The sequence below is a fragment of the Mesorhizobium sp. LNHC229A00 genome, from assembly GCF_000502415.1.
Taxonomy (GTDB): Bacteria; Pseudomonadota; Alphaproteobacteria; order Rhizobiales; family Rhizobiaceae; genus Mesorhizobium.
Genome location: NZ_AYWQ01000002.1, coordinates 411,185 through 432,798, shown reverse-complemented (window position 1 = coordinate 432,798; position 21,614 = coordinate 411,185). Strand labels below are relative to the sequence as shown.

The 21,614-nt window shown below is 64.0% G+C and carries 23 protein-coding genes and 1 pseudogene; 12 read left to right on the top strand and 12 right to left on the bottom strand.

What is annotated here, in order from left to right:
- The first annotated feature begins 183 nt into the window (after positions 1 to 183).
- The 3 genes from X742_RS164365 to X742_RS164375 all read left to right on the top strand — a co-directional run bounded on the left by X742_RS164365 (position 184) and on the right by X742_RS164375 (position 4,313).
- Complete coding sequence (locus tag X742_RS164365; RefSeq protein ID WP_023770492.1) at positions 184 to 1,725, top strand: sigma-54 dependent transcriptional regulator; 1,542 nt, start codon at positions 184 to 186, stop codon at positions 1,723 to 1,725.
- Between the two features lie 398 nt (positions 1,726 to 2,123).
- Positions 2,124 to 3,944, top strand: a complete 1,821-nt coding sequence (locus X742_RS164370; protein WP_245275484.1) for a DUF882 domain-containing protein — start codon at positions 2,124 to 2,126, stop codon at positions 3,942 to 3,944.
- A gap of 180 nt (positions 3,945 to 4,124) precedes the next feature.
- Positions 4,125 to 4,313 (top strand): hypothetical protein, encoded by a 189-nt coding sequence (locus X742_RS164375; protein WP_023770490.1) that lies wholly within the window; start codon positions 4,125 to 4,127, stop codon positions 4,311 to 4,313.
- 78 nt (positions 4,314 to 4,391) lie between these two features.
- Here the strand turns inward: X742_RS164375 and X742_RS164380 are convergent, their stop codons facing one another.
- Positions 4,392 to 5,030 carry a 2-dehydro-3-deoxy-phosphogluconate aldolase gene (locus X742_RS164380; RefSeq protein WP_023770489.1) on the bottom strand — a complete coding sequence of 213 codons (639 nt, stop codon included), beginning with the start codon at positions 5,028 to 5,030 and terminating at the stop codon, positions 4,392 to 4,394.
- Positions 5,031 to 5,226: 196 nt separating this feature from the next.
- On the opposite strand from X742_RS164380, the gene X742_RS164385 reads away from it, so the two are divergent.
- A complete protein-coding gene (locus X742_RS164385) occupies positions 5,227 to 6,159 on the top strand; it encodes a rhodanese-related sulfurtransferase (RefSeq protein ID WP_023770488.1) in 933 nt (310 codons plus the stop codon).
- A gap of 117 nt (positions 6,160 to 6,276) precedes the next feature.
- The gene (locus X742_RS164390; protein ID WP_023770487.1) at positions 6,277 to 7,014 is read left to right on the top strand and encodes a tellurite resistance TerB family protein; all 738 of its coding nucleotides are present in this window, start codon (positions 6,277 to 6,279) and stop codon (positions 7,012 to 7,014) included.
- A 42-nt stretch (positions 7,015 to 7,056) separates the two neighbouring features.
- On the opposite strand, the gene X742_RS1000000174725 is transcribed toward X742_RS164390, so the two are convergent.
- Positions 7,057 to 7,311 carry a hypothetical protein gene (locus X742_RS1000000174725; protein ID WP_023770486.1) on the bottom strand — a complete coding sequence of 85 codons (255 nt, stop codon included), beginning with the start codon at positions 7,309 to 7,311 and terminating at the stop codon, positions 7,057 to 7,059.
- 5 nt (positions 7,312 to 7,316) lie between these two features.
- On the opposite strand from X742_RS1000000174725, the gene X742_RS164400 reads away from it, so the two are divergent.
- The gene (locus X742_RS164400; RefSeq protein WP_023770485.1) at positions 7,317 to 8,072 is read left to right on the top strand and encodes an SDR family oxidoreductase; all 756 of its coding nucleotides are present in this window, start codon (positions 7,317 to 7,319) and stop codon (positions 8,070 to 8,072) included.
- Between the two features lie 33 nt (positions 8,073 to 8,105).
- Here X742_RS164400 and X742_RS164405 read toward each other — a convergent pair whose 3' ends face one another.
- Together X742_RS164405 and X742_RS164410 are read right to left on the bottom strand one after the other, a co-directional pair.
- Positions 8,106 to 8,480 carry a YciI family protein gene (locus X742_RS164405; protein WP_023770484.1) on the bottom strand — a complete coding sequence of 125 codons (375 nt, stop codon included), beginning with the start codon at positions 8,478 to 8,480 and terminating at the stop codon, positions 8,106 to 8,108.
- 148 nt (positions 8,481 to 8,628) lie between these two features.
- The gene (locus X742_RS164410; RefSeq protein ID WP_023770483.1) at positions 8,629 to 9,813 is read right to left on the bottom strand and encodes a pyridoxal phosphate-dependent aminotransferase; all 1,185 of its coding nucleotides are present in this window, start codon (positions 9,811 to 9,813) and stop codon (positions 8,629 to 8,631) included.
- Between the two features lie 83 nt (positions 9,814 to 9,896).
- Here X742_RS164410 and X742_RS164415 point away from each other — a divergent pair, with 83 nt between their 5' ends.
- The 4 genes from X742_RS164415 to denD all read left to right on the top strand — a co-directional run bounded on the left by X742_RS164415 (position 9,897) and on the right by denD (position 12,858).
- Complete coding sequence (locus X742_RS164415; RefSeq protein WP_023770482.1) at positions 9,897 to 10,583, top strand: GNAT family protein; 687 nt, start codon at positions 9,897 to 9,899, stop codon at positions 10,581 to 10,583.
- A 14-nt stretch (positions 10,584 to 10,597) separates the two neighbouring features.
- Entirely contained in the window at positions 10,598 to 11,566 is a 969-nt protein-coding gene (locus X742_RS164420) for a cation diffusion facilitator family transporter (RefSeq protein ID WP_023770481.1), read from the top strand.
- An 89-nt stretch (positions 11,567 to 11,655) separates the two neighbouring features.
- Positions 11,656 to 11,865 carry a hypothetical protein gene (locus X742_RS164425; RefSeq protein WP_023770480.1) on the top strand — a complete coding sequence of 70 codons (210 nt, stop codon included), beginning with the start codon at positions 11,656 to 11,658 and terminating at the stop codon, positions 11,863 to 11,865.
- A 12-nt stretch (positions 11,866 to 11,877) separates the two neighbouring features.
- Positions 11,878 to 12,858: a D-erythronate dehydrogenase gene (gene denD, locus X742_RS164430; protein WP_023770479.1), complete on the top strand. Its 981-nt coding sequence runs from the start codon at positions 11,878 to 11,880 to the stop codon at positions 12,856 to 12,858.
- Between the two features lie 38 nt (positions 12,859 to 12,896).
- Here the strand turns inward: denD and X742_RS164435 are convergent, their stop codons facing one another.
- The 4 genes from X742_RS164435 to X742_RS164450 all read right to left on the bottom strand — a co-directional run bounded on the left by X742_RS164435 (position 12,897) and on the right by X742_RS164450 (position 17,073).
- A complete protein-coding gene (locus tag X742_RS164435; protein WP_084569486.1) occupies positions 12,897 to 14,126 on the bottom strand; it encodes a nickel/cobalt transporter in 1,230 nt (409 codons plus the stop codon).
- A gap of 14 nt (positions 14,127 to 14,140) precedes the next feature.
- Positions 14,141 to 14,809 (bottom strand): DUF1007 family protein, encoded by a 669-nt coding sequence (locus X742_RS164440; RefSeq protein WP_023770477.1) that lies wholly within the window; start codon positions 14,807 to 14,809, stop codon positions 14,141 to 14,143.
- A gap of 164 nt (positions 14,810 to 14,973) precedes the next feature.
- Entirely contained in the window at positions 14,974 to 15,873 is a 900-nt protein-coding gene (locus tag X742_RS164445; RefSeq protein WP_015315874.1) for a LysR family transcriptional regulator, read from the bottom strand.
- Between the two features lie 3 nt (positions 15,874 to 15,876).
- Positions 15,877 to 17,073 carry an amidase gene (locus X742_RS164450; RefSeq protein WP_023770476.1) on the bottom strand — a complete coding sequence of 399 codons (1,197 nt, stop codon included), beginning with the start codon at positions 17,071 to 17,073 and terminating at the stop codon, positions 15,877 to 15,879.
- 542 nt (positions 17,074 to 17,615) lie between these two features.
- Here X742_RS164450 and odc2 point away from each other — a divergent pair.
- On the top strand, positions 17,616 to 18,749 hold the full coding sequence (gene odc2 / locus X742_RS164455; RefSeq protein WP_023770475.1) for an ornithine/lysine decarboxylase: 1,134 nt from the start codon (positions 17,616 to 17,618) through the stop codon (positions 18,747 to 18,749).
- Between the two features lie 97 nt (positions 18,750 to 18,846).
- Positions 18,847 to 19,416 (top strand): annotated as a pseudogene (locus X742_RS01000000169640) (N-acetyltransferase).
- 90 nt (positions 19,417 to 19,506) lie between these two features.
- Here the strand turns inward: X742_RS01000000169640 and X742_RS164460 are convergent.
- The 4 genes from X742_RS164460 to X742_RS164475 form a co-directional block, all read right to left on the bottom strand.
- A complete protein-coding gene (locus X742_RS164460) occupies positions 19,507 to 19,791 on the bottom strand; it encodes an SCP2 sterol-binding domain-containing protein (protein WP_015315878.1) in 285 nt (94 codons plus the stop codon).
- A 185-nt stretch (positions 19,792 to 19,976) separates the two neighbouring features.
- The gene (locus tag X742_RS164465; protein ID WP_023770474.1) at positions 19,977 to 20,498 is read right to left on the bottom strand and encodes a hypothetical protein; all 522 of its coding nucleotides are present in this window, start codon (positions 20,496 to 20,498) and stop codon (positions 19,977 to 19,979) included.
- Positions 20,499 to 20,527: 29 nt separating this feature from the next.
- Entirely contained in the window at positions 20,528 to 20,953 is a 426-nt protein-coding gene (locus tag X742_RS164470) for a hypothetical protein (RefSeq protein WP_015315880.1), read from the bottom strand.
- A gap of 13 nt (positions 20,954 to 20,966) precedes the next feature.
- Positions 20,967 to 21,539, bottom strand: coding sequence for a rod-binding protein (locus X742_RS164475; RefSeq protein ID WP_023770473.1), 573 nt, complete (start codon positions 21,537 to 21,539; stop codon positions 20,967 to 20,969).
- Positions 21,540 to 21,614 lie beyond the last annotated feature (75 nt).

Below are 21,614 nucleotides of genomic sequence, written 5' to 3'. Positions count from 1 at the left end.
CTTCTTTGAATCAAGTGGCCTGGGTTGAATCACGTGGCCGCAATCACGGAGCCGGACTCAACGGGAATAGAGAAGCCCGTCAAATCCTAAGGAATTCGTTCACCGGGTTTTTTGAAACCTTATTTAGAACCCTGTGCCAAGATGATCCATGGGGTTTTCGGGCGCGGGCGAAGCAAGACAGTCATGACAGGTTCCATACTCATAGTCGATGACGATCCCGTGCAGCGCCGGCTGCTCGAGGCCGCGGTGACGCGGTTCGGCCATACCGCGATCGTTGTGGATGGCGGTACCGCCGGCCTCGAAGTTCTCGACGGGCCTGGCGCCCGCGATGTCTCGGTCGTGATCCTCGACCTTGTCATGCCCGGTCTCGACGGCATCGGCGTGCTGAAGGCGATGCGCGAGCGCGACATCAGTACGCCGGTCATCGTGCAGACCGCGCAGGGCGGCATCGAAACCGTGGTTTCGGCGATGCGCCACGGCGCTTTCGATTTCGTCGTCAAGCCGGCTTCGCCCGACAGGCTACAGGCCTCGATCTCCAATGCGCTCAAGGTCGAGGCGGTAGAGGGCGAGGTCAAGCGCACGTCGCGCAAACGCGGCGGGCTGCTGACCTTCAGGGACATGATCACCCACAGTCCGGCCATGGACCGGGTGATACGTCTCGGCCAGAAAGCGGCGGCCTCTCACATCCCGATCCTGATCGAGGGCGAGTCCGGCGTCGGCAAGGAATTGGTGGCGCGTGCCATCCAGGGCAGCGGCGACCGCCGCTCGAAACCCTTCGTCACCGTCAATTGCGGCGCCATTCCCGACAATCTGGTGGAATCCATCCTGTTCGGCCATGAGAAAGGCTCGTTCACCGGCGCCACCGACAAGCACACCGGCAAATTCGTCGAGGCGCATTCCGGCACGCTGTTCCTCGACGAGATCGGCGACCTGCCGCTCGACGTTCAGGTCAAGCTGCTGCGCGCAGTCCAGGAAGGCGAGGTCGATCCGGTCGGCGGCCGCTCGACCGTCAAGGTCGACATCCGGCTCATCTCGGCGACGCACCGCAACCTCCTGCAACAGGTCAAGGACGGCAAATTCCGCGAGGATCTGTTCTACCGGCTGAACGTCTACCCGATCTTCGTGCCGCCGCTGCGCGACCGCCGCGACGACATTCCCCATCTGGTCACGCATTTCATGGAGAAGGTGGCGCCGGCCGACCCGCGCCATCGGCTGAAAGGCATTTCGGCGGCAGCACTTGCGGTGCTGCAGGCTTATGACTGGCCCGGCAACATCCGGCAGCTCGAAAACGCCGTCTTCCGCGCCTCGGTGCTGTGCGAAGGCGATGTGTTGACCGCCGATGATTTCCCGCAGATCCGGGCGCAGGTGGAAGGCACCGTCAATCTCGACCGGGACGACACGTTGGCAGCAAGCAGCGCTGCGCCGCCGCCGTCGCTGGAGCCGCGCGACGAGGACGTTGTGCCCGACCGGATGGCTCCGGCGGCTGTGCTGCCGGCCGGGGTCCAGTCCCGATTCGGCATGCTGCGGGCGCTCGACGAGCGTGGCAATGTGCGTGCCCTGGCCGATGTCGAACTTGAAATGATCAAGCTCGCCATTGACCATTACAATGGCCAGATGAGCGAGGTCGCCCGCCGGCTCGGCATCGGTCGCTCGACGCTCTACCGCAAGCTCAAGGAATACGGCATCGACCCGGAAACCGGCCGCGTAGACAGGCTCGCTTCCTGAACCGCAAGGCCGGGGCCAGCTTCCTTCGCCATTATCTGGTCTGACAGAGCGCCGTCGCCGGATAATGGCGGCGCTCGACGGGGTATTGTTCACGCATTGAGGCCGGCGGTAACAGATCGTGTTCGACCAAAGCCGGAATCTTAATGTAAACCAGCGGTTTACCAACATACCTTGCGGACAATTTTTGACGGGATATCGCCATGGTCTTACCGCATTTTGGCTTCAATAAGCGATGATTAACCATTAGGATCGATATTCGGATGTGAAAATGACACGTCCGTTTGGGGAAATCCGGGGACAAACGGCAGCCTGCAAGGCCTTTTGATTTGAATAGAATCGAACGACTCACAAACGGGCGGCACTATCATTTGAGCGTCTGGCCGAGATGGTTGGCGGCGGTGATTGTCGCATTTGGTCTTGTTGCAGCGGCCGCTACGGGCGCCCAGGCCGAAGTTCGTTCGCTGAAGCTCTACCATCTCCACACGCATGAGAAGGCGGAGATCGTCTACAAGCGCAATGGTCGCTACGTTCCCGAAGGCCTGAGGAAGATCAACATCATTCTGCGCGACTGGCGTCGCAACGAGCCGACCAAGATGGACCCGCGTCTGCTGGACCTGGTCTGGGAGGCGTATCGGCAAAGCGGCGCCACCGATTATATCCAGGTCGTCTGCGGCTACCGTTCGCCGTCGACCAATTCGATGCTGCGCAGCCGCAGCCGCGGTGTCGCCGAAAAGAGCCAGCATATGCTTGGCAAGGCGATGGATTTCTACATTCCCGGCGTACCGCTGAGGAAATTGCGCAACATCGGCCTCAAGATGCAGGGCGGTGGCGTCGGCTATTACCCGACCTCCGGTTCGCCATTCGTCCACATGGATGTCGGCAATGTGCGCCACTGGCCCGGCATCAGCCGCCAGGAACTGGTCAGCCTGTTCCCCAATGGCAAGACGCTGCATGTGCCGAGCGATGGTCGGCCGCTGCCCGGCTATGAACAGGCGCTGGCCTCCTACAAGTCGCGCAAGGGTTCGGGCACACCGAATATCGAAGTGGCCAGCGCCGGCGGCAGCGGCAAGAAATCCGGCGGGTTCCTCGCTGCCTTCTTCGGCGGCGGCGGCGACGACGAGGCCGACGACAGCGCCGACGTCGAGACCGCTTCGGCCGCACCTGCGCCCAAGGCTAGAAATCTGAAGCCGGCCGTGACAGCCAAGAGCGGCAACCTGCCTGGCATCGCCATCGTGGCCCCCGAGAATGCCCAGCGCGCCGATATTCCGCGGATTGCCGACGAGCAGGCTCCGGAACCGGAGAAGGACACGCCGGAGACAATCATCGCGGCGCTGCCGGCCAAGGAAATCCCGCTGCCCGATTTCGCGCCGCGGCCGAAGGCCGATGTCGGCGCACAGACGCCTGAAAACGTTCCCTTCGCCACGGCGGATGCGACGGCCACCACGGAACAGGCCGTGGCGACCGCGCAGGCGCCGGCGAACATGCCTTTCGGCAAGGCCGATCCGGCAGTGCTAGCAGCGGCCGCGGCCGCCGATCCGGCGCAGGTCGCCGTCAACAACATCCCCTTGCCGACATGGCGTCCCGAACGCACGCTGCCGGCGGATCTCGCGCCGCCGCCCAGCAAGGATGTGCTGATGGCGCTGGCCGAAACGGCTGACCAAGGCAAGACCGCGACGGATGCGTTCTCCGTGGTGCCGACGGCGCGTCCCGAGCCGGCCAAGCCGGATGCCGTCAAGGCCGTGCTCGACGAGGCCAATGCCAATGCCAAGGTCGGCGCCGCCGACGAATATCAGCTAGCCTCGCTATCCGTAGAACCGCGTTCGGCCTTCAACGATCCGTCTGGTATCGATGCGGCATCGCCGCGCCAGGCTGTTGCCGGCCGGCCGGCCGGTTCGGATCCGGCCGCCGCCATCGGCGCCGGTGTGAAGACGACCCGCAAGGAAGCCAGGGCCACCGCCCGCGATCAGAAGCCCGGCCCCAGGGCCGTGGTGGTTGCCGCGGCGCCGCAGGCCGCCCGCTGGGCACTGACCAGCGGCGAGAACGTCGCCACCGTTTCGAGTGCGACGACCGCGCCGGGTTACGCCTACAACATCGTGCATACGCCGCCGAGCGAGGTCTATACGGCCGGCTTCCAGCAGGACAATCAGGTCGCCGACGCCAATCGCTTTACCGGCAACGCCGTCAAATTCCTGTCCGTCGCCCGCTTCCAGACGAAGTAACGAGCAGGCCGCAACATGCTGAGGCCGCGCCGGGCGACCCGCGCGGCCTTTTGCTAACCCAGAGTGCGATACAGGCGGTTTCCGATCCCTGAGGATCACGCGCGGCCGAACTTCTCGTGAAGCGGGAACGGCTCACTCATTTCCGGTTTGGTGCGGGTACGCTCCAACCCGACGATACTCATGAAAAAGATTCTACTGGCAGCAGTTGTGGCGCTGGCGGCAGCATCGGCCGCGATCGCTCCGTCACAGGCGGAGACCGTTGTCGTCAAGACCGACAATCATATGCACATGATGAAGAAGCATTGCCGCGCTGAGGTGGTGACGCACTGGCGGCACCATCGCAAGGAGACGGTGAAGGTCTGCAACTGATCGCAATTTGGATTAGCCAGTCAAAAAAACCCGGTCGACGCTGGTCGGCCGGGTTTTTTCATGCCGTCCGGAAAGACGCTATTTCCCGAGCTCGCTGGCAGCGCGTGCGAGCGCTTCGATCTCGTCCCACTTGCCGGCCTTGACCATGTCGTCGGGCGCCACCCACGAGCCGCCGACGCAGATGACATTGGACAGGCTGAGATAATCGGCCGCGTTCTTGCTGGTGATGCCGCCGGTCGGGCAGAATTTGACGTCCGCCAGCGGCGAGGCAAAAGCCTTGAGCGAAGCGATGCCGCCGGACTGTTCGGCCGGGAAGAATTTCAGGAAGCGCAGGCCGGCTTCGCGCGCGGCCATGATCTCGCCGGGCGTGATGGCGCCGGGCAGCAGCGGAACCTCGCTGTCGGCGGCGGCAGCCAGAAGCTCGCGGGTGATGCCGGGGCTGACGATGAAGCGCGAACCGGCCGCGGCCGCTTCGTCGAACTGGCTGGCATCCAGAATAGTGCCGGCGCCGACAATGGCTTCGCCGACTTCGCCCGCCACGCGACGGATCGCTTCGAGCGCATCCGCGGTCCTCAGCGTGATCTCGATCGCCGGCAAACCACCACGCGCCAGGGCACGGGCCAGCGGCACCGCATCGGCAACGTTGGCGATCTTCAACACCGGGATGACCGGCTGGCCATTGAGGAGCGACAGGAGGTTCTCGGTCTTGCTGGACATTCGGTCTCTCCTTGTCGGCGGCGTATCGATGGGATTTCAACCGATTAGCAGACCGGTATTGCCATGTCCACGGAACCGGTCGCGGCGCGATGTCACGCGTTGCCGCTCAGCTTAAAGGTTCTCGACATGGCCATGACAGACGGATCGAACCCGTTTCACTTGAATCGGCTTCTACTAGCGTCTAGTTGCTCTGGCAATGACAACACTGTCCGCGCCATCCCAGCCAGTCCGCGTCGCCGCACTCTACCGTTTTGCCCGGCTCGATGCTTTCGAGGCGTTGCGCGCGCCGCTTGCTGCCTTCTGCTGCGGGCGCGGCATCAAGGGCACGCTGCTCCTGGCGCATGAGGGCATCAACGGCACCGTCGCCGGCAGCGACGAGGCGATCGCCGCGCTGATCGAACAGATCGAAGCGATCGACGGCCTGTCAGGTCTCGAGGTCAAGTACAGCAGTGCCGCGGCCATGCCATTCCATCGCATGAAGGTGCGGCTGAAGCGCGAGATCGTCACCATGGGCGTCGAGACCATCGACCCGGCGGCAAGTGCCGGCACCTATGTGGAGGCGGGCGACTGGAATGCGCTGATCTCGCAAGCCGACACGATCGTCATCGATACGCGCAATGCCTATGAGGTCTCTATCGGCAGCTTCAAGGGCGCCGTCGACCCGGCGACGGCGAGCTTTCGCGAATTCCCGGCCTGGGTCGAAGCGCATCGGGCGGATCTCGAAGGACGCAAGGTTGCGATGTTCTGCACCGGCGGCATTCGCTGCGAAAAGGCGACCGCCTATGTGAAGTCGCTCGGCTTCGAGGACGTGTTCCACCTCAAGGGGGGCATCCTCAAATACCTTGAGGAGGTTCCAGCGGAGCAGAGCCTGTGGCAAGGCGAGTGCTTCGTCTTCGACGAGCGGGTTTCGGTGTCGCACGCCCTCGCGGTGGGCAACGGGGAGCTCTGCCGCGCATGCCGCCATCCACTGATGGAGAGCGACCTGGTGTCGCCGAAATATGCCGTCGGGGTTTCCTGCCGGCACTGCTTCGAAGCCCGCTCGGACGAAGACCGAAAGCGCTACGCGGAGCGGCAGCGACAGGTCGAGCTCGCGCAAGCCCGGGGTAGGGGACCGCACATCGGGTCCTGATCGAGGGCACCGGAGCCCAGCAAACCGGGGCTCTGTCATTGCAATGGCAACCCTCGGGACCTACCTCTTCGGCGTTCGCAACCTGCCCGTTCGGCCGGGCAAATCCTGGAGGCGTTGATGTTCGATCCCAAGAAGCTTCTCGACGATCTGCTCGGCTCGCAAGTTCCCGGTGCCAGCGGCACGGTCCGCGACAAGGCCGGCCAGGCGGTGCAGATGGCCAAGGACAATCCGCTGGCCGCCGGCGCGCTGGCCGCCGTGCTGCTTGGGACCGGCGCCGGCCGGCAGGTGACGGGTGCCGCGGTGAAGCTCGGCGGCTTGGCCGCCATCGGCGGTCTCGCCTACAAGGCCTACCAGAACTACAAGGCCGGCAACGCACCGGAACAGGCGCCCGCCGCCAGCGAGCCGGAATTGCTGCCGCCGCCCAAGGACACCGCCTTCCACCCCTCGCAGGCGCCGCAAGGCGAGGACGAGTTCACGCTGACCCTGGTGCGGGCGATGATCTCGGCGGCTAAGGCCGACGGCCATGTCGACGACGAAGAACGCCGGAGCATCGCCGACAAGCTCAGCCTCGCCGGGATCGGCACCGATGCGGAAAAATTCCTGATGGCGGAGTTGGAGAGCCCACTCGACCTCGACGCCCTGGTGGCGGGTGCTCATACCGATGCGCAGAAGCTCGAACTCTACACGGCGTCGCGCCTCACCATCGACCCCGACTCGCGCGCCGAGCGCGGCTATCTCGACCTGCTCGCCGGACGACTTGGCCTGCCGGACGCGCTGGTCGACCATGTCGAGGCGACGGTTTCCGTGGCCAAGGTGCCGGCCAAGGCGGGAACTTCACCCAATCCGCGCTGGTAAGGTCAAATCGGCACAGGCGAGCCTTCCGGCGTTAGTCTTTCGTTAACTCAGGAAGCGCATGATTCTACACAGTCGGATCGGCTTTTCCTCCTCCCAAGCCCGGTCCAGATCAGGGCGGTCGCCAATGACCGCCCTTTTTGTCGGCCAATGCAGGCTGCCCTCCAACCAAATGGCTTCACTTTTCGAGGGCATGTCCCGGTGGCCGCGCTTGCCATCGCTGCCATCATTTGCGATGCCTTCTCCACTCGAACCAAATTTGTAGATCAGGCGAGCACGCACTGCGCTGCCGGAGGACATCAGCCATGACCGAGCAAAGAACCGCCATCGTCACCGGCGCCGGCACCGGGATCGGCAAGAGCGTAGCCACGGCATTGCTCAAGGCCGGCTGGAACACGGTGTTCTGCGGGCGCCGCAAGCCGGTGCTGGATGCCGCGATCGCCGAGGCCGGACCGACCGAGGCCAGGGCGTTGGCGGTTGCCTGCGACATCAGCAAGGCCAGTGAAGTCGACGATCTGTTCGAGACCGTGGCGGAGGCTTTCGGGCGGGTCGATCTGCTCTTCAACAATGCAGGCATGGGCTACAAGTCGACGCCGATCGACGAGATCCCGGTCGAGGTCTGGAACGATATCGTCGGCGTCAATCTCACCGGATCTTTCTTGTGCGCGCGCGCGGCGTTCGGCGCCATGCGCAAGCAAAAGCCGATGGGCGGCCGCATCATCAACAATGGTTCGGTGTCGGCCTATGCGCCGCGCCCGGGCTCGGTGCCCTATACGGCGACCAAGCACGCCATCACGGGCCTGACCAAGACACTGGCGCTCGATGGCCGCCCCTATGACATCGCCTGCGGACAGATCGACATCGGCAATGCATTGACCGACATGGCGCAGCCGATGACCGTCGGCGTGCCGCAGGCCAATGGCTCGATATCAGCCGAAGCGGTGATGGATGTCCAGCGCGTCGCCGACGCGGTCGTGCATATGGCCAGCCTGCCGCTCGACGCCAACGTGCTGTTCATGACCGTGATGGCGACCAAGATGCCGTTCGTGGGGCGCGGGTGAGCAGCGGGTGCTGGCGGCGCTTTTGCCCGTGTCTCATTTTTCCGCCAGCGGCACGCCGGGCTTGAAGAGCAGAATGGGCCTTATCTCGTAAACGGCGGTTGGATTAACACGACGAAGGTCGCGGGCGATCTCGATGGCGTCGTCCCTGGTGATGCAATCGACGACATAGAGGCCGAGCAACTGTTCCTTGGTCTCGGCAAAGGGCCCATCGATGATCACACCGTCGCCCGGGCCGCGCAAGGTGCAGGCATCCCGTGTGGTTCCCAGGCGCGCCGACGGCCCAAGCGTGCCTTCCGCATGAAGCCTGGAGTTGATCTTGAGCAACTCGGCCATCAGCGCCGCATCCTCCCGCGGCGTCAGCGCCTCGATCGCATCTTCCACGTGATAGGCAAGGATTGCATAGAACATCCGAGATCCCTCATTGGTCCTGATACCGGAGTTCGTAGCCGTTTTCGGTACGCCCGCACAGCCTATGGCTACGCGCCTCCGGACGGCTCATGACACCGTCATGGAATGCGGTGGCAGGCTATCCGGCTCGCGCGGCGGACGCTGAAGCTCATCTGGCCAGGAATGCCCCGATCCGTTCCAGCGCGCGCAGGATGTTTTCCTCGGAATTGGCGTAGGAAAGCCTGACATAGCCTTCGCCAAGGATGCCGAAATCGGGACCGCCGATCAGCGCCACGCCGGCCTCGTCGAGCAAAGCGGAGGCGAGTTTCTTTGCCTTCCAGCCGGTCTTCGAGACATTGGGGAAGGCATAGAACGCACCTTTGGGCGTGATGCAGGAGATGTTTGGCAGGGCGTTCAGGCCTTCGACCACGATTTTCCGGCGGTTGTCGAAGGCGCGCATCATGGTGTCGACGTCGTCCTGCGGGCCGTCGATCGCCGCGATGCCGGCGAACTGGCTTGGCGCGTTGACGCAGGACCAGCAATTGACCGCCAGCTTGCGCACCTTGTCGTAGAGGTGGGCGCCCTTGTCGCCGTTCGGCCAGATCGACCAGCCCATGCGCCAGCCGGTCATCGCCCAGGTCTTGGACCAGCCGTTGAGCACGATCAGCCGGTCGCGGATCTCGGGAAAGCCAAGCAGCGAGCAATGCGTCTCGCTATCATAAGTCATGACATCGTAGATTTCGTCGGAGAGAATGGCGACGTCTGGATGCTTATCAAGCCCCTTGACCAGCTTCTCGATCTCGGTGCGCGGGGTGACGCCGCCGGTCGGGTTGGCCGGCGAGTTGAGGATCAAGAGCCTGGTCTTCGGAGTGATCAGCCCCAGCGTCTCTTCGGCCGAGAAGGCGAAGCCGTTCTCCTCGCGCATCGGCACGGGAATGGGGGTTGCACCGGTGAACTCGATCATCGAGCGGTAGATGGGAAAGCCGGGGTCTGGATAGAGGATCTCGGCGCCGGGCTCGCCGAACATCAGGATGGCGGCGAACATGGTTGGCTTGCCGCCGGGCAGGATCATCACCGCCTCCGGCGATACCTCGACGCCGGTGGTCGTCAGCGTGCGCCGCACCACCGCCTCGCGGGTCGCCAGCAAGCCATTGGCCGGCGTGTAGCCATGGTGGCCGTCACGCAGCGCCTTGATCGCCGCCTCGACGATGTGTTGCGGCGTCTTGAAGTCGGGCTGACCGATGCCGAGGTTGACGATGTCGCGGCCCTGGCTCGCCAGCGCCGTCGCCCGGGCCAGCACGGCAAAAGCGTTTTCCTCGCCGAGCCGGTCGAAGGCCGAAATCGTGTGGAGCATTTTTCCCGTCCCTGTGGTTCTTACTGTTGGCGAGCGTTTTTGTGAGCGTCCGCCCGCAAAAGTCAAACGGATTGGAGTTTTCGGTGTCGGAAAATCTCAAAGACTGGCAGCCGCGTCCGCGCCCGGAGCGCAAGGTTCTGGAGGGCCGCTATGTCAGGATCGAGCCATTGAGTGCCGCAACACATGGCGACGGCCTCCATGAAGCGTCTTCCGTGGCCGACGTCGACGGCCGCTTCGCCTGGCTGCCGGACTATCCGCCCGAAACCCGCGCCGCCTTCCAGCCCTGGCTGGACAAGGTGGAGGCGAGCGAGGATCCGCTGTTCTTCGCCATTGTCGACAAGGCAAGCGGCAAGGTCGCCGGCCGCCAGACGCTGATGCGCATCGATCCGACCTACGGCGTCATCGAGATCGGCAACATCTACTGGGGACCGCTCATCTCGCGCAAGCCGGCAGCGACGGAAGCGCAGTTCCTGTTCATGAAATACATCTTCGACGAACTCGGCTATCGCCGCTACGAATGGAAGTGCAACAACCGCAACGAGCCGTCGAAGCGCGCGGCGGAACGGTTCGGCTTCAAGTTCGAGGGTATTTTCCGCCAGCATCTCATCGTCAAGGGTGAAAACCGCGACACCGCGTGGTATTCGATCATCGACAAGGAATGGCCAGCTCTGCGCAAGGCTTATGAAGCCTGGCTCGATCCGGCCAACTTCGACGCCAATGGCCAGCAGAACCGCCGGCTCGAGGATTTTCGCGCGGAATTCGGCGCCTAACGGGAGTTTGCCATTTGGCGCATATCCACGATCACAGCGGGCACGATCACAGCGGCGGCCATGTGCATGGCTCGACGGACAAGAAGCGCGTGCTGATCGCGGCCTGCCTGACCGCCGGCTTCATGGTGGCCGAGGCGCTCGGCGGCCTGTTCACCGGGTCGCTGGCGCTGCTGGCCGATGCCGGCCACATGCTCGCCGACGCCATTGCGCTCGGCTTGGCCTGGTATGCCTTCCATCTGGCGGGCCGGCCGGCAACCGGCCAACTCACCTACGGCTTCGGCCGCGTCAAGACGCTGGTGGCCTACACCAATGGCATCGCCATTTTCGTCATCGCGCTGTGGATCGTATACGAGGCGTGGGATCGCCTGCTGACACCGGCGCCGGTCCTGGGCAGACCGATGCTGGTGGTGGCGATCCTCGGCCTGCTGGTCAATATCGGCTCCTTCCTGGTGCTGCATGGCGGCGATCGAGACAATCTCAACATGCGCGGCGCCATCCTGCATGTGCTCGGCGATCTGCTCGGCTCGGCAGCCGCGATCGTCGCGGCACTGGTCATCCTGGCGACCGGCTGGACGCCGATCGACCCGATCCTGTCCGTGCTGGTCTCGCTGCTGATCCTGTCCACCGCATGGTCGCTGATGCGCGCCGCCGCCCACGTCCTGCTCGAAGGCGTGCCGCCAAGCCTCGATCGCGACCTGATCGCGGGGGACATTCAGGCAACGGTCCAAGGCGTGCGCGAGGTGCACCATATGCATATCTGGTCGCTCGACGGGTCGAGCAGCATGGCGACGCTGCATGCCTGCCTCAACGAGGGCGTCGATGCCCATCAGGCGGTCAGCGCCATCAAGAAGCGGCTTGCCAGCGAGCACGGCATCAGCCATGCCACAGTGGAACCGGAATTCGGCCGGTGCGCCGACGATGGCGACGACCATCATCACGAGCATGAGCACGATGCGGCCGCGCATCACGGCCACTATCACTAGGTCCGATCGATGGCCATTGATCGGACCTGCCTCAGGAGTCCTCCAGCTTTGCAACTCAGCTCGATGAACGACCGCCGTTCCGGTGCGGCATGATGGACCGTGACACGCGCAATGCGGCCATTGCGGCGGTTTGGATCATGCTTCTGTTCGGCATTGCCGCTTTCTACTTGCCGACCGTGATGTTGGCACTCGGCAGTTATTCGACCGTGCTGGCGGGTATCTTCGGCACCGTCTTAGTGCTGGCGTTTTTCCTGGTGTTCTGGTTGCGCGCGCGCACCCAGCGCAAAAATCGGAAGTAAGGGATATCGGACATGCGCATTCTGATCACTGGCGCCGCGGGCATGGTCGGCCGCAAGCTCATCGCCCGGCTGGCCAAGGACGGCACGCTGCGCGGGGAGAAGATCACCGCGCTCGACCTGCACGACATCGTGCCGCCGCAGGCGCCAGCCATGGACGGCGTCAGCGTCGCGCTGCACACGGGTGACCTTGCCGAAGCAGGCGCCGCGGAAAGCCTGGTTGTGTCGCGCCCCGATGTCGTCTTCCACCTCGCCGGTATCGTGTCGGGTGAGGCGGAAGCGAATTTCGACCTCGGTTACCGCGTCAATCTCGACGGCACGCGCGCGCTGTTCGACGCCATCCGGCTGGCAGGGTTTGCGCCGCGCATCGTCTTCACCTCGTCGATCGCGGTGTTCGGCGCGCCATTCCCGGATGTCATTCCCGATGAATTCCATCCGACGCCGCTGACCTCCTACGGCACGCAGAAGCAGATGAGCGAAGCCCTGCTGGCAGACTATTCCAGGCGCGGCTTCTTCGACGGCATCGGCATCCGGCTGCCGACGATCTGCGTGCGGCCCGGCAAGCCCAACAAGGCGGCCTCCGGCTTCTTCTCCGGCATCATCCGCGAGCCGTTGAGCGGGCAGGAGGCGATCCTGCCGGTGCCGCGCTCGGTCGTGCATACCCATGCCAGCCCGCGCTCGGCGGTGAATTTCCTGATCCACGGCGCGGAGATTGACGGCGATGCCGTCGGGCCGCGCCGCAATCTGACGATGCCGGGTGTCGCCGTCACGGTCGGCGAACAGATCGAGGCGCTGGAACGGGTGGCCGGATCGAAGACGACAAGCCTCATCCGAGAAGTTCCGGACGAGACGATCTGGGCGATCGTCAAGGGCTGGCCGACCCGCTTCGAGGCGCGCCGGTCAAGGGAACTTGGCTTCAGTGCCGAAAAGAGTTTTGACGAGATCATCCGCGCGCATATCGAGGATGAACTGGGCGGCAACATTCCCAGTTGGTAGCGCACGTTGCCTATCCCATTCCGACGGAATGGTAGGGTCTAAACGCTGCCCGTCAGGCTCGCAGACAGCAGCAGCAGTCCGAACAGAAAGACGAAGGCCGCGCCGCCGATCTCGACGATCGAGTGGATGCGGTTGCCCATGCGGCCGTCGCCGGCGAAATACACCGCCCAGTTCTTGGCGGTCACGGCAAGCGTCGCCAGCGCCGAGACGGTGATGGCGGTTCCGATCGACATCGCCAGCACCGACAGCAGGCCACCGAGCCAGAGCCCGTTGAGCAGCGCGAAGCTCAGCACGATCAGCGCGCCGGAGCAGGGGCGGATGCCGACGGCGGCCACCGCCGTCCAGGCCGTTCGCCAGTCGAACCGATCACCCGACAGCAGCGCCGGATCGGGCGCATGCGAGTGGCCGCAGGTGTCGCAGACCTCGCCGCCGGCGTGGCCGTGATGCGCATGGTCATGATGATGCGCATGATCGTGCGCGCCATGGTCGTGATGGTGGTCATGCGCGGCGTGGTCGTGATGGTCGTGCGAATGTTCATGGACATGGTCGTCATGCCCGTGCTGAGCGTGCGCCGAATGGCTGTGCGCGGCATGCGAATGGCCGGCGTGGGAATGACCCGCGTGAGAATGCCCAGCGTGCGCGTGACCCGCATGCGGATGACCGACGTGCGCAGCCGACAGGCTGTAGGCGGGCCCTCTGCCAAACAGCCGCAGGATGGACGGGCCGAGCTTGCGCCACAACAGCCAGGCGCCGAACAGGGTGACGAAGACAAAGCTCATGATCTCCATGAACCAGGCCGCGTCGGTCATCGAGATCGCGGTGCCGCGCAGGACGAAATAGGCGACCGCCATCACCAGGATCGCCGTCAGGCCCTGCAGCAGCGCCGAGACGAAGGACAACAGGATGCCGCGCTTCAGCGCCACTTCGTTGGCCACCATATAAGACGAGATCACCGCCTTGCCGTGGCCGGGGCCGGCGGCGTGGAAAATGCCATAGGCGAAGGACAGGCCGATAAGTATCCAGATCTTGCTGTTGTCCTGGCGCATTGCCTTCATGGCTGTCGCCAGCGCGCGGTAGAATTCCTGCTGCCTGAGATTGATCCACATCAGGATATGGGCGAACGGACCTGTGGTGGGTGCCATGCCGTCATTGACGCCGATGCCGAGCGAACTCTGGGCGTGCGCGGCACTGGCGACATGCATCATGGCAAAGGTAAGGGCCAACAGGCCGACTGCCAAACGCGGGGACGGTTTCGAACAGTTGCCGATCAGGTTCACCGGATTTATCCTTCTGGCTGACAGGTCAGTTCGAGTTTGGTGGCAAAGATCTTGCTCATGTCGGTGCCTGTCGGATCGTTGAAGAAAGCATCCGTCAGGGTCTTCTGGTTTTCCTTGATCGCTTCGTCCGGGTCCGGCCGGATGACTTTGCTCGTGCAGTTCGACGGCAGGCCCTCGACGGCAATGTTGGAATCCTCGGTGAAGTCGATGGCCGTGTAGAAGGTCGGATCGTAGACGCCGATGTCGATCGTGCCGGACAGCTTGATCGGCACCTTAGGTTCGGACTCGAACAGGATGATCAATTGGTCGTTGTCGAAATTGGCCATCAGATGCGGCGGCGGCACCATCGTCACGTCCTTGCCGTTCTGCGTGACGAGCTGGAAATAATTGAACTCGGCCAGCGAGGCATGGACGGTGTCGGCGACATCCTTCAGCTCCTTGTCGTCAAGCTTCAGGTCGGAGTTCTTGTCGAACTCCATCATCACCGTACTCGAAAACAGATCGTCGAAGCGCCACAGATGACGCAACGCTTTCACACTTTGGTGATCCGGGGACAGGATCACGTCGAGGCGCGCCTCGGCGAAGACGTGCGGATGCACCTCGGCCGGCCCAACGGTGGCAAATGTCGCGGCCAAGGCCGAAGCCAGCATGATTGCGTGCCGTTTCAGATGCATTCGCGGTCGCGATTCCCTTGGCTTTCGAGAGCGTGGTCGAAGGTTACCAGAAAGGGGGCGAAATTGGGACTGCGGGCGCATGTCACCCAAAAGTGCGCGAGGCTTTGGGATAGCGCCACGTCTGCACGAGAGCTCAAAACGTGCGGTATCCAGGCTGGGGCAGGTCAGGCGCTTTCGCGCGTCCTGAACCACTGCACCAGGAAGTCGACGAAAACGCGCACCTTCGCCGGCAGATAGCGGCGGTGCGGATAGACGGCGAAGATGCCGCCGCCCGACAGGATGCGGTCGTCGAGCACCGCCACCAATTGGCCGCTCTTGAGGTCGGGCGCGGCGATGAAATCCGGCAGGATGCAAAATCCTAACCCCGACAGGGCCGCGGCCCGCGCCGCCATTGGGCTGTTAACCTCGATCGGGCCCGACACGGCGATGCTCACCGGATCGCCATTGTCGCCCTTGAACGGCCAGTTGTTCAGTCCGCGGCCATTGGTGTCGACGATGCAGGGCATATGGCCGAGATCCTGCGGTCGCGTCGGCATGCCGTGCTTGGCGATCAGCTCGGGAGAGCCGCAGAGCTTGATCGAAAACGGCGCCAGCCGCCTGGCGATCAGCGACGAGTTCTCCAGCCGCGAGATGCGCACCGCGAGGTCGAAGCCTTCCTCGACCAGATCGACGAAGCGGTCGTCGAGCTGGATGTCGAGCACGATGTCGGGATACTGCTTGGCGAAGTCGATCAGCGACTGGCCGATCGGCGCGTCGGCGAAGGTGCGCGGCGCCGACAGCTTGATGCGGCCACGCACGTCCCCGGAGGATTCGCGCACGGCGTCGGCCAGGCTGTCGACCTCGCGCACGATCTCCGAGGCGCGGCGGTAGTAGGTGTGACCGGCCTCGGTCATCGAGAACTGGCGCGTGGTGCGGTTCAGCAGCAGCGCGCCGAGCTCGTCCTCCAGCTCGCGCACGTATTTCGACAGCAGCGCCTTGGAGCGGCCGATCTTGCGTGCCGCCGCCGAGAATCCCTCGGCCTCCACGACGTCGATGAAGGCGCGCATGCGGGTCAGTGTATCCATTGTTCAGGCTCTTTGTGCTGCGTCGAGAAGTTTTCGGCCGAGCCGTATCAGGGCAATGTCGCTGCCGGAAGGGCCAAGCAGCGAGAGACCGAATGGAGCGCCGGCGACCGAGCCGATCGGCAAGGTGATTTGCGGAAAGCCGGAGAGCCCGCCCAGGCACAGGAGATGGAGCGCGCGTTCGCGGTAGGCCTGGAATTGCTCCGGTGTGCTGTCGACATAGGGTGCCGGGCCCGGCACTGTCGGCAGGACAAGAAAGCCGTGCTTGCCGAGCATGGCGCTGAGTTCGCCGCGGAAGGTCAGCCGGCGCACCTTCTCGGCCTGTGCTGTCCGGTCGTCGACCGCACGGCCAAAGCCGAACCGCTCCTCGACGCCGGGCCCGAGCTCGCGCTCCCCGCTGGTGATCCATTCGCCATGCACCGCCCAGGCCTCCCTGGCCTGCAGGCGGCGAAAGCACCAGTAGAGTTCGTCCGGGGACGAGCTGAAGTGCGTCGTCGGCGTCGCCGGCGTGCCGAACACCGTGGCCACCAGCGCCTTCATTCCGGCATATTCGGCGGCCGCCGGCGGGGCGACCATCTCGTCCAGCCAGCCGAGCGCAAGCGGGCGGTCCAGGGAATGCTGGTGCGGATCCCGGCCAAGCAGCAGCTTGCCGACAGTCTCATAGGTTTCGATGTCGTCGGCGAACCAGCCGAACGTGTCGAAACTCGGCGCCAGTTGCATGGTGCCGTCGAGGGAAATGCGGCCATGCGTGGTGCGCAGCCCGATCAACCCGCAGAAACTCGCCGGCGCGCGGATCGAACCGCCGGTGTCGGACCCCGTGGCAATGTCGGCCAGCCTGCCCGCCACCGCCGCCGCCGACCCCGACGACGAGCCTCCGGTGACGCGATCGGGAGCCGCGGGGTTCACCGGAAACGGAAAATGCGCGTTCTGGCCGAACAGAGCGAAGGCGAGTTCGTCGGTCTGCGTCTTGCCGATGAAGCGCGCACCGGCGTCGAGAATCGCCTGCACGGCCGGCGCCGTGCGCGAAGCGGCGTGGCCATTGGCGAATTTCTGCAAATTGCCGCAACCGGTGCGGTAGCCGGCAACATCGTAAATGTCCTTGACCGCCAGCCGCAGGCCGGCCAGGAGCCCAAGCTCGGCGTGCGCCACGGGCATCTGGCGAAGGTCGAGAAAGGCGTTGAAAGGGCCGTGCGTGCCTGTCATCGTTCGATATCCGTATACGGTTGCGCCAACATTGTTCGATGCCAGAAATTTTACAACCGGCGATACGATTTTTATTGATTGTGAAATGCTTCGCTCTTATATCGCCCTTGCCCAAAGTCGCACGTGCCTGTGGGTGTCCGCCGATCCTCGAATGGTGAGGGAAATCGGTAAGGTAACTGGAGCTAACCCCTCCAGTCGGTTTAGCGGCCAACCGCCAGACCGAGGACACCTTGAAGCAACGACGGTGCGGGCCTTTCTGGTTCTCTGCCGGTTGTCCAAAGACCGGGGTTACTGAAGAGGCACACCTTCATTGCCGGCAGTGCGGAACGGGGTTCTCCCAATCCAAGCCAAGGCAGACAAAGCGAACCGAAGCCGGGCAAGGCTAAGGTTCATCGCCGCGAGACGGCGTTTCATGGTTCCGGGGTCTCCACCGGCTGGTTCCATGGATTTTCCGTCCCGCCTTTGTTTGACCGCGTGTTCGCGAGGCCGACAGCCCGCGCCCGCACCCTTGTGCGCGCCGAAAGGCGCGATGGAGAATCCCGATGGCCACACAGCGCATCCTCGACTTCCTCGCCACCCGACGTCCGTCCGGCCCCTGCCTCGTCGTCGACCTTGACGTCGTGCGCGACAATTTCCGCGCCTTCGAGAAGGCTCTGCCCGATTCCAAGATCTACTATGCGGTGAAAGCAAACCCGGCGCCCGAAATCCTGCGCCTGCTTGCTGCGATGGGCTCGTCCTTCGACACCGCTTCCGTTGCCGAAGTCGAGATGGCGATGGACGCCGGTGCGCCGGCGGACCGCATCTCCTTCGGCAACACCATCAAGAAGGAGCGTGACATCGCACGCGCCTACCAGCTCGGCATCAAGCTGTTCGCGGTCGATTGCGTCGAGGAAGTCGAGAAGATCGCGCGCGCCGCGCCAGGCTCCCGCGTGTTCTGTCGCGTGCTGACCGATGGCGAAGGCGCCGAATGGCCGCTGTCGCGCAAGTTCGGCTGCGTGCCCGACATGGCTGTCGACGTGCTGCGCCATGCCAAGGGCCTCGGTCTTGACGCCCATGGCGTGTCGTTTCATGTCGGCTCGCAGCAGACCGACCTGACCGCGTGGGACCGTGCTCTGGCCGACGCCAAGAAGGTGTTCGCGACGCTCGCGGAAGAAGGCATCGTGCTCAAGATGGTCAATATGGGCGGCGGCTTCCCGACGCGCTATTTGCGTGACGTGCCGGCGGCGCAGGCCTATGGCCAGGCGATCTTCTCGGCTCTGCGCAAGCATTTCGGAAACGCCATTCCCGAGACGATCATCGAGCCGGGCCGCGGCATGGTCGGCAATGCCGGCGTCATCAAGTCGGAAGTCGTGCTGATCTCGAAGAAGGCCGACAACGACAATGTGCGCTGGGTGTTCCTCGACATCGGCAAGTTCGGCGGTCTGGCCGAGACCATGGACGAGGCGATCCGCTATCCCCTCGTCACCCGCCATGACGGCAGCGAGACCGCGCCTTGCGTGCTCGCCGGCCCGACCTGCGATTCGGCTGACGTGATGTACGAGAAGACGCCCTATCCGCTGCCCTTGTCGCTGACCATCGGCGACGAGGTGCTGATCGAAGGCACCGGCGCCTACACGACCACCTACTCGGCGGTCGCGTTCAACGGCTTCGAGCCTCTCCGATCCTACGTGATCTGAGGGTTCGAAAGAACCACTCGGATCACCCCAGGTGGGCGCCTGTCGCCCGCTTGGGCTCGCCTGTGGAACAGATCTCCGCTCGCCAGGGATTGCGGAAATGGAAATGTCAGTCGAATTCGTAGCTCATGCGCCGGCCTTCGCCACGGTCGCCGAAACCGCTGCCGACGTGGCGGCGCGCGAAGCCTAGCTCGATCGCGCCATGGGGCCGAAGCGCAAGACCAAATCATCGGAGAAGCTGCGCCGCGGCCGCCGGCCCTCGGAGGGGCTTGCCTTCGCCGCACGCAATGCCTCGGGCGGCGTGGCCGGCACGGTGCGGCTATGGGACGTCACGCTGGGCGAGGGCGGTCCGGCAGCGCTGCTGCTTGGCCCGCTCGCCGTCGACCCGTCGTCCAAGAATGCCGGCATAGGCTCGGCGCTGATGCGGCATGCCATCGCGGAAGCCGTGCGCCTCGGCCACACTGTGATCCTGCTGGTCGGAGACGAGCCTTACTATGGCCGCTTCGGCTTTTCGGCCGCGAGGACCGGGGCGCTCGCCATGCCGGGGCCTTACGAACGGCACCGTCTGCTGGCCTTGGAACTGGTGGAGGGCGTGCTCGACGGCGCCAAGGGCACGCTGAAGGCGTCCGGCCGCAAGCTCAAGGCACAGGCGTCGACCCTGGCGGCGTGAGGGCTTAAGCGCGACCGCCTTTCAAACGAAACGCCGCCTCAAAAGGCGGCGTTTCGTTTATCTCGAGGTCGCTTCTGGCGACCGTGCCTGTCAACCGATCAACTGGCTCAGCGCCATGGCGACGGTCATGTCGCCTTCGACCTTTATCTTGCCGGTCATGAACGCCATGGTCGGGTTCAGGTCGCCCGCGATCAGCGAATCCAGATCGTCGAGCGACAGCTTGATGGTGCAGTCGGCGGGAGCGTCCGTGGTCGAGACGGTCGCGCCGTCGATGACGATGACGCCGTCGCTGCCGGTGTCGAACTTCACGGAACGGTCGAAGCCGCTGCTTGCCACGCGCGACTTGATCTTCTCGGCTATATCCTGAACGCTCACGCTATTCTCCCTGTCTGTTGCATCTGTCACGCGACGCACTTCGGTCCAGCCGAAGTCCATGCGGCATCCCTGGCGATCATGATCGCTGCCGCATATAGCTTCGAATTGACGTTTACGTCAACGCGGATTGCAGGGATTGGTCCCAACGCCGACCGTTCTAGGGCCACCGGTACTGGGCCGATGGCTCAATGCGCGCTGACCGGCTTGGGAGTCTCGGTCGCCGGGGTGCTGGCATCCTGCCGCCGGCGCAGCCAGTTGTCGCGGATCTCATCCTTGCTCAGGAAATTGACTTGGTCGATCAGGACCTCATGGACCAGGGTTGCGCCGACACGCGTGTTGATCGTGTCGCGGATCGCGGCGCGAAAGGCATCGAGGTCGAGCGTCGCCTTCTTGGTGAAGTCGATCTGGGGGTTGGCGTAGAGATAGCTGTAGACCTGATCGGTAATGAGAGCCTCGGCCGGGATCGACAGCTTCTTTATCTGCTCCGGCTCCACGGTGTAGACGAGCTTGGCCAGGAAATAGCCGTCGATCTTGGAGTCGTGGATCAGCGGCACCGAAATGATGTCGGTCTTCACGTAGTCCAGCCCGCCCAACATCGGCTTGGGCTTCTCACCGACGCCCTGTTCACCGGCGGCCTGGAACGAATAGAACACCGCGCCGAGCGTGGCGGCGCAGATCCAGACCGCTATGGCGATGACCTTGATCATTTTGAACCCGAGCCCGGCATTGCCGCGCTCTAACCTTTCATCCTGCCGAACTCGCCGGCGGAGTAGGTGCCGTCGGTCTCGGCGCGCTGGATGGCACTGCGCAGCAGGCTGGCGACCTCGTTGACGGCGCTCAGATGCGCCAGGATAGCAGCTTCGTTCTTCGCCAGCTTCTGGCGCAGCCGGGTCAGGCCCTCGCGGTGCTGCTCGAGGAATTCGGCTTCGCTGCCGCCCTTCATGGCACGGGTCAGCTCGTAGAGATAGCGGCTCTTGCGGGCGTTCGACGCCTTGAGGTCATAACTTGTATCGCTGCGGATGCCGGCGGTCTCTTCCTCGACCACCTCCTCGATGCGGCCGATGATGGCGGCAAGGTTTCCGGGCCGCGCGAAAGGAGTCGGTGCGTCCGACGCGGTGGTGCGCGCCGGCAGCTTGGCGGTGAATTCCGAAGAGTCGGCCATGTGTTTCCCAGTCCTAGATCTTGATGTCTGTTTTTTTGGTTGTCTCGTCGCCGGTCATCGACTTGGCGGCCTTGCGCTGCAACTCCTGGACGAGCGAAGTGGACAGACGGGTCTGCTGATCGATCTCGGTTTTTTCCGGCCCATTCGAGACCGGGCCGATCGGAACCTTGCGCTTGCCGTCCATGTAATGGTCGGCGAGCAGCGACTTGGCGATGCCGATGCCGCCGCGGTCAGCCATGACGTCGGCGACGCGCTCGGCGAGCTGCGATTTCCACATGTCGCCAGCTAGACCCGTGCCATAGACGCCCTCGGTGTCCTTGGGCAGCATGTTCTGGATGAAGGTCTGCAGGACCATCGCCTCGAACTTCTTGAACTTCTTGGCCGGGTCGGCTGTCGCGGCGGCCTTGTCCGCCGTCGCGCGCGACAGGACCGAGCCGGCATCGACCGAAGCCGCGGTGTCGACCGAAAACGTGCCGGCGACGCTGCCGGCGCGCTTGGTCAGCGCGGCGCGGGCAGCCTCGATATCCATCGGATCGGCAGCTCGGGCGACATCCATCACGATGTCGCTGGGTGGAGAAATCGCCAAGAAGGTCCGCCTTTTGCCGGGTTTCCTTAGCCAGGACCATGCCTCAACAAGCTTGTGGCAGGCTTGCGGGGAGTG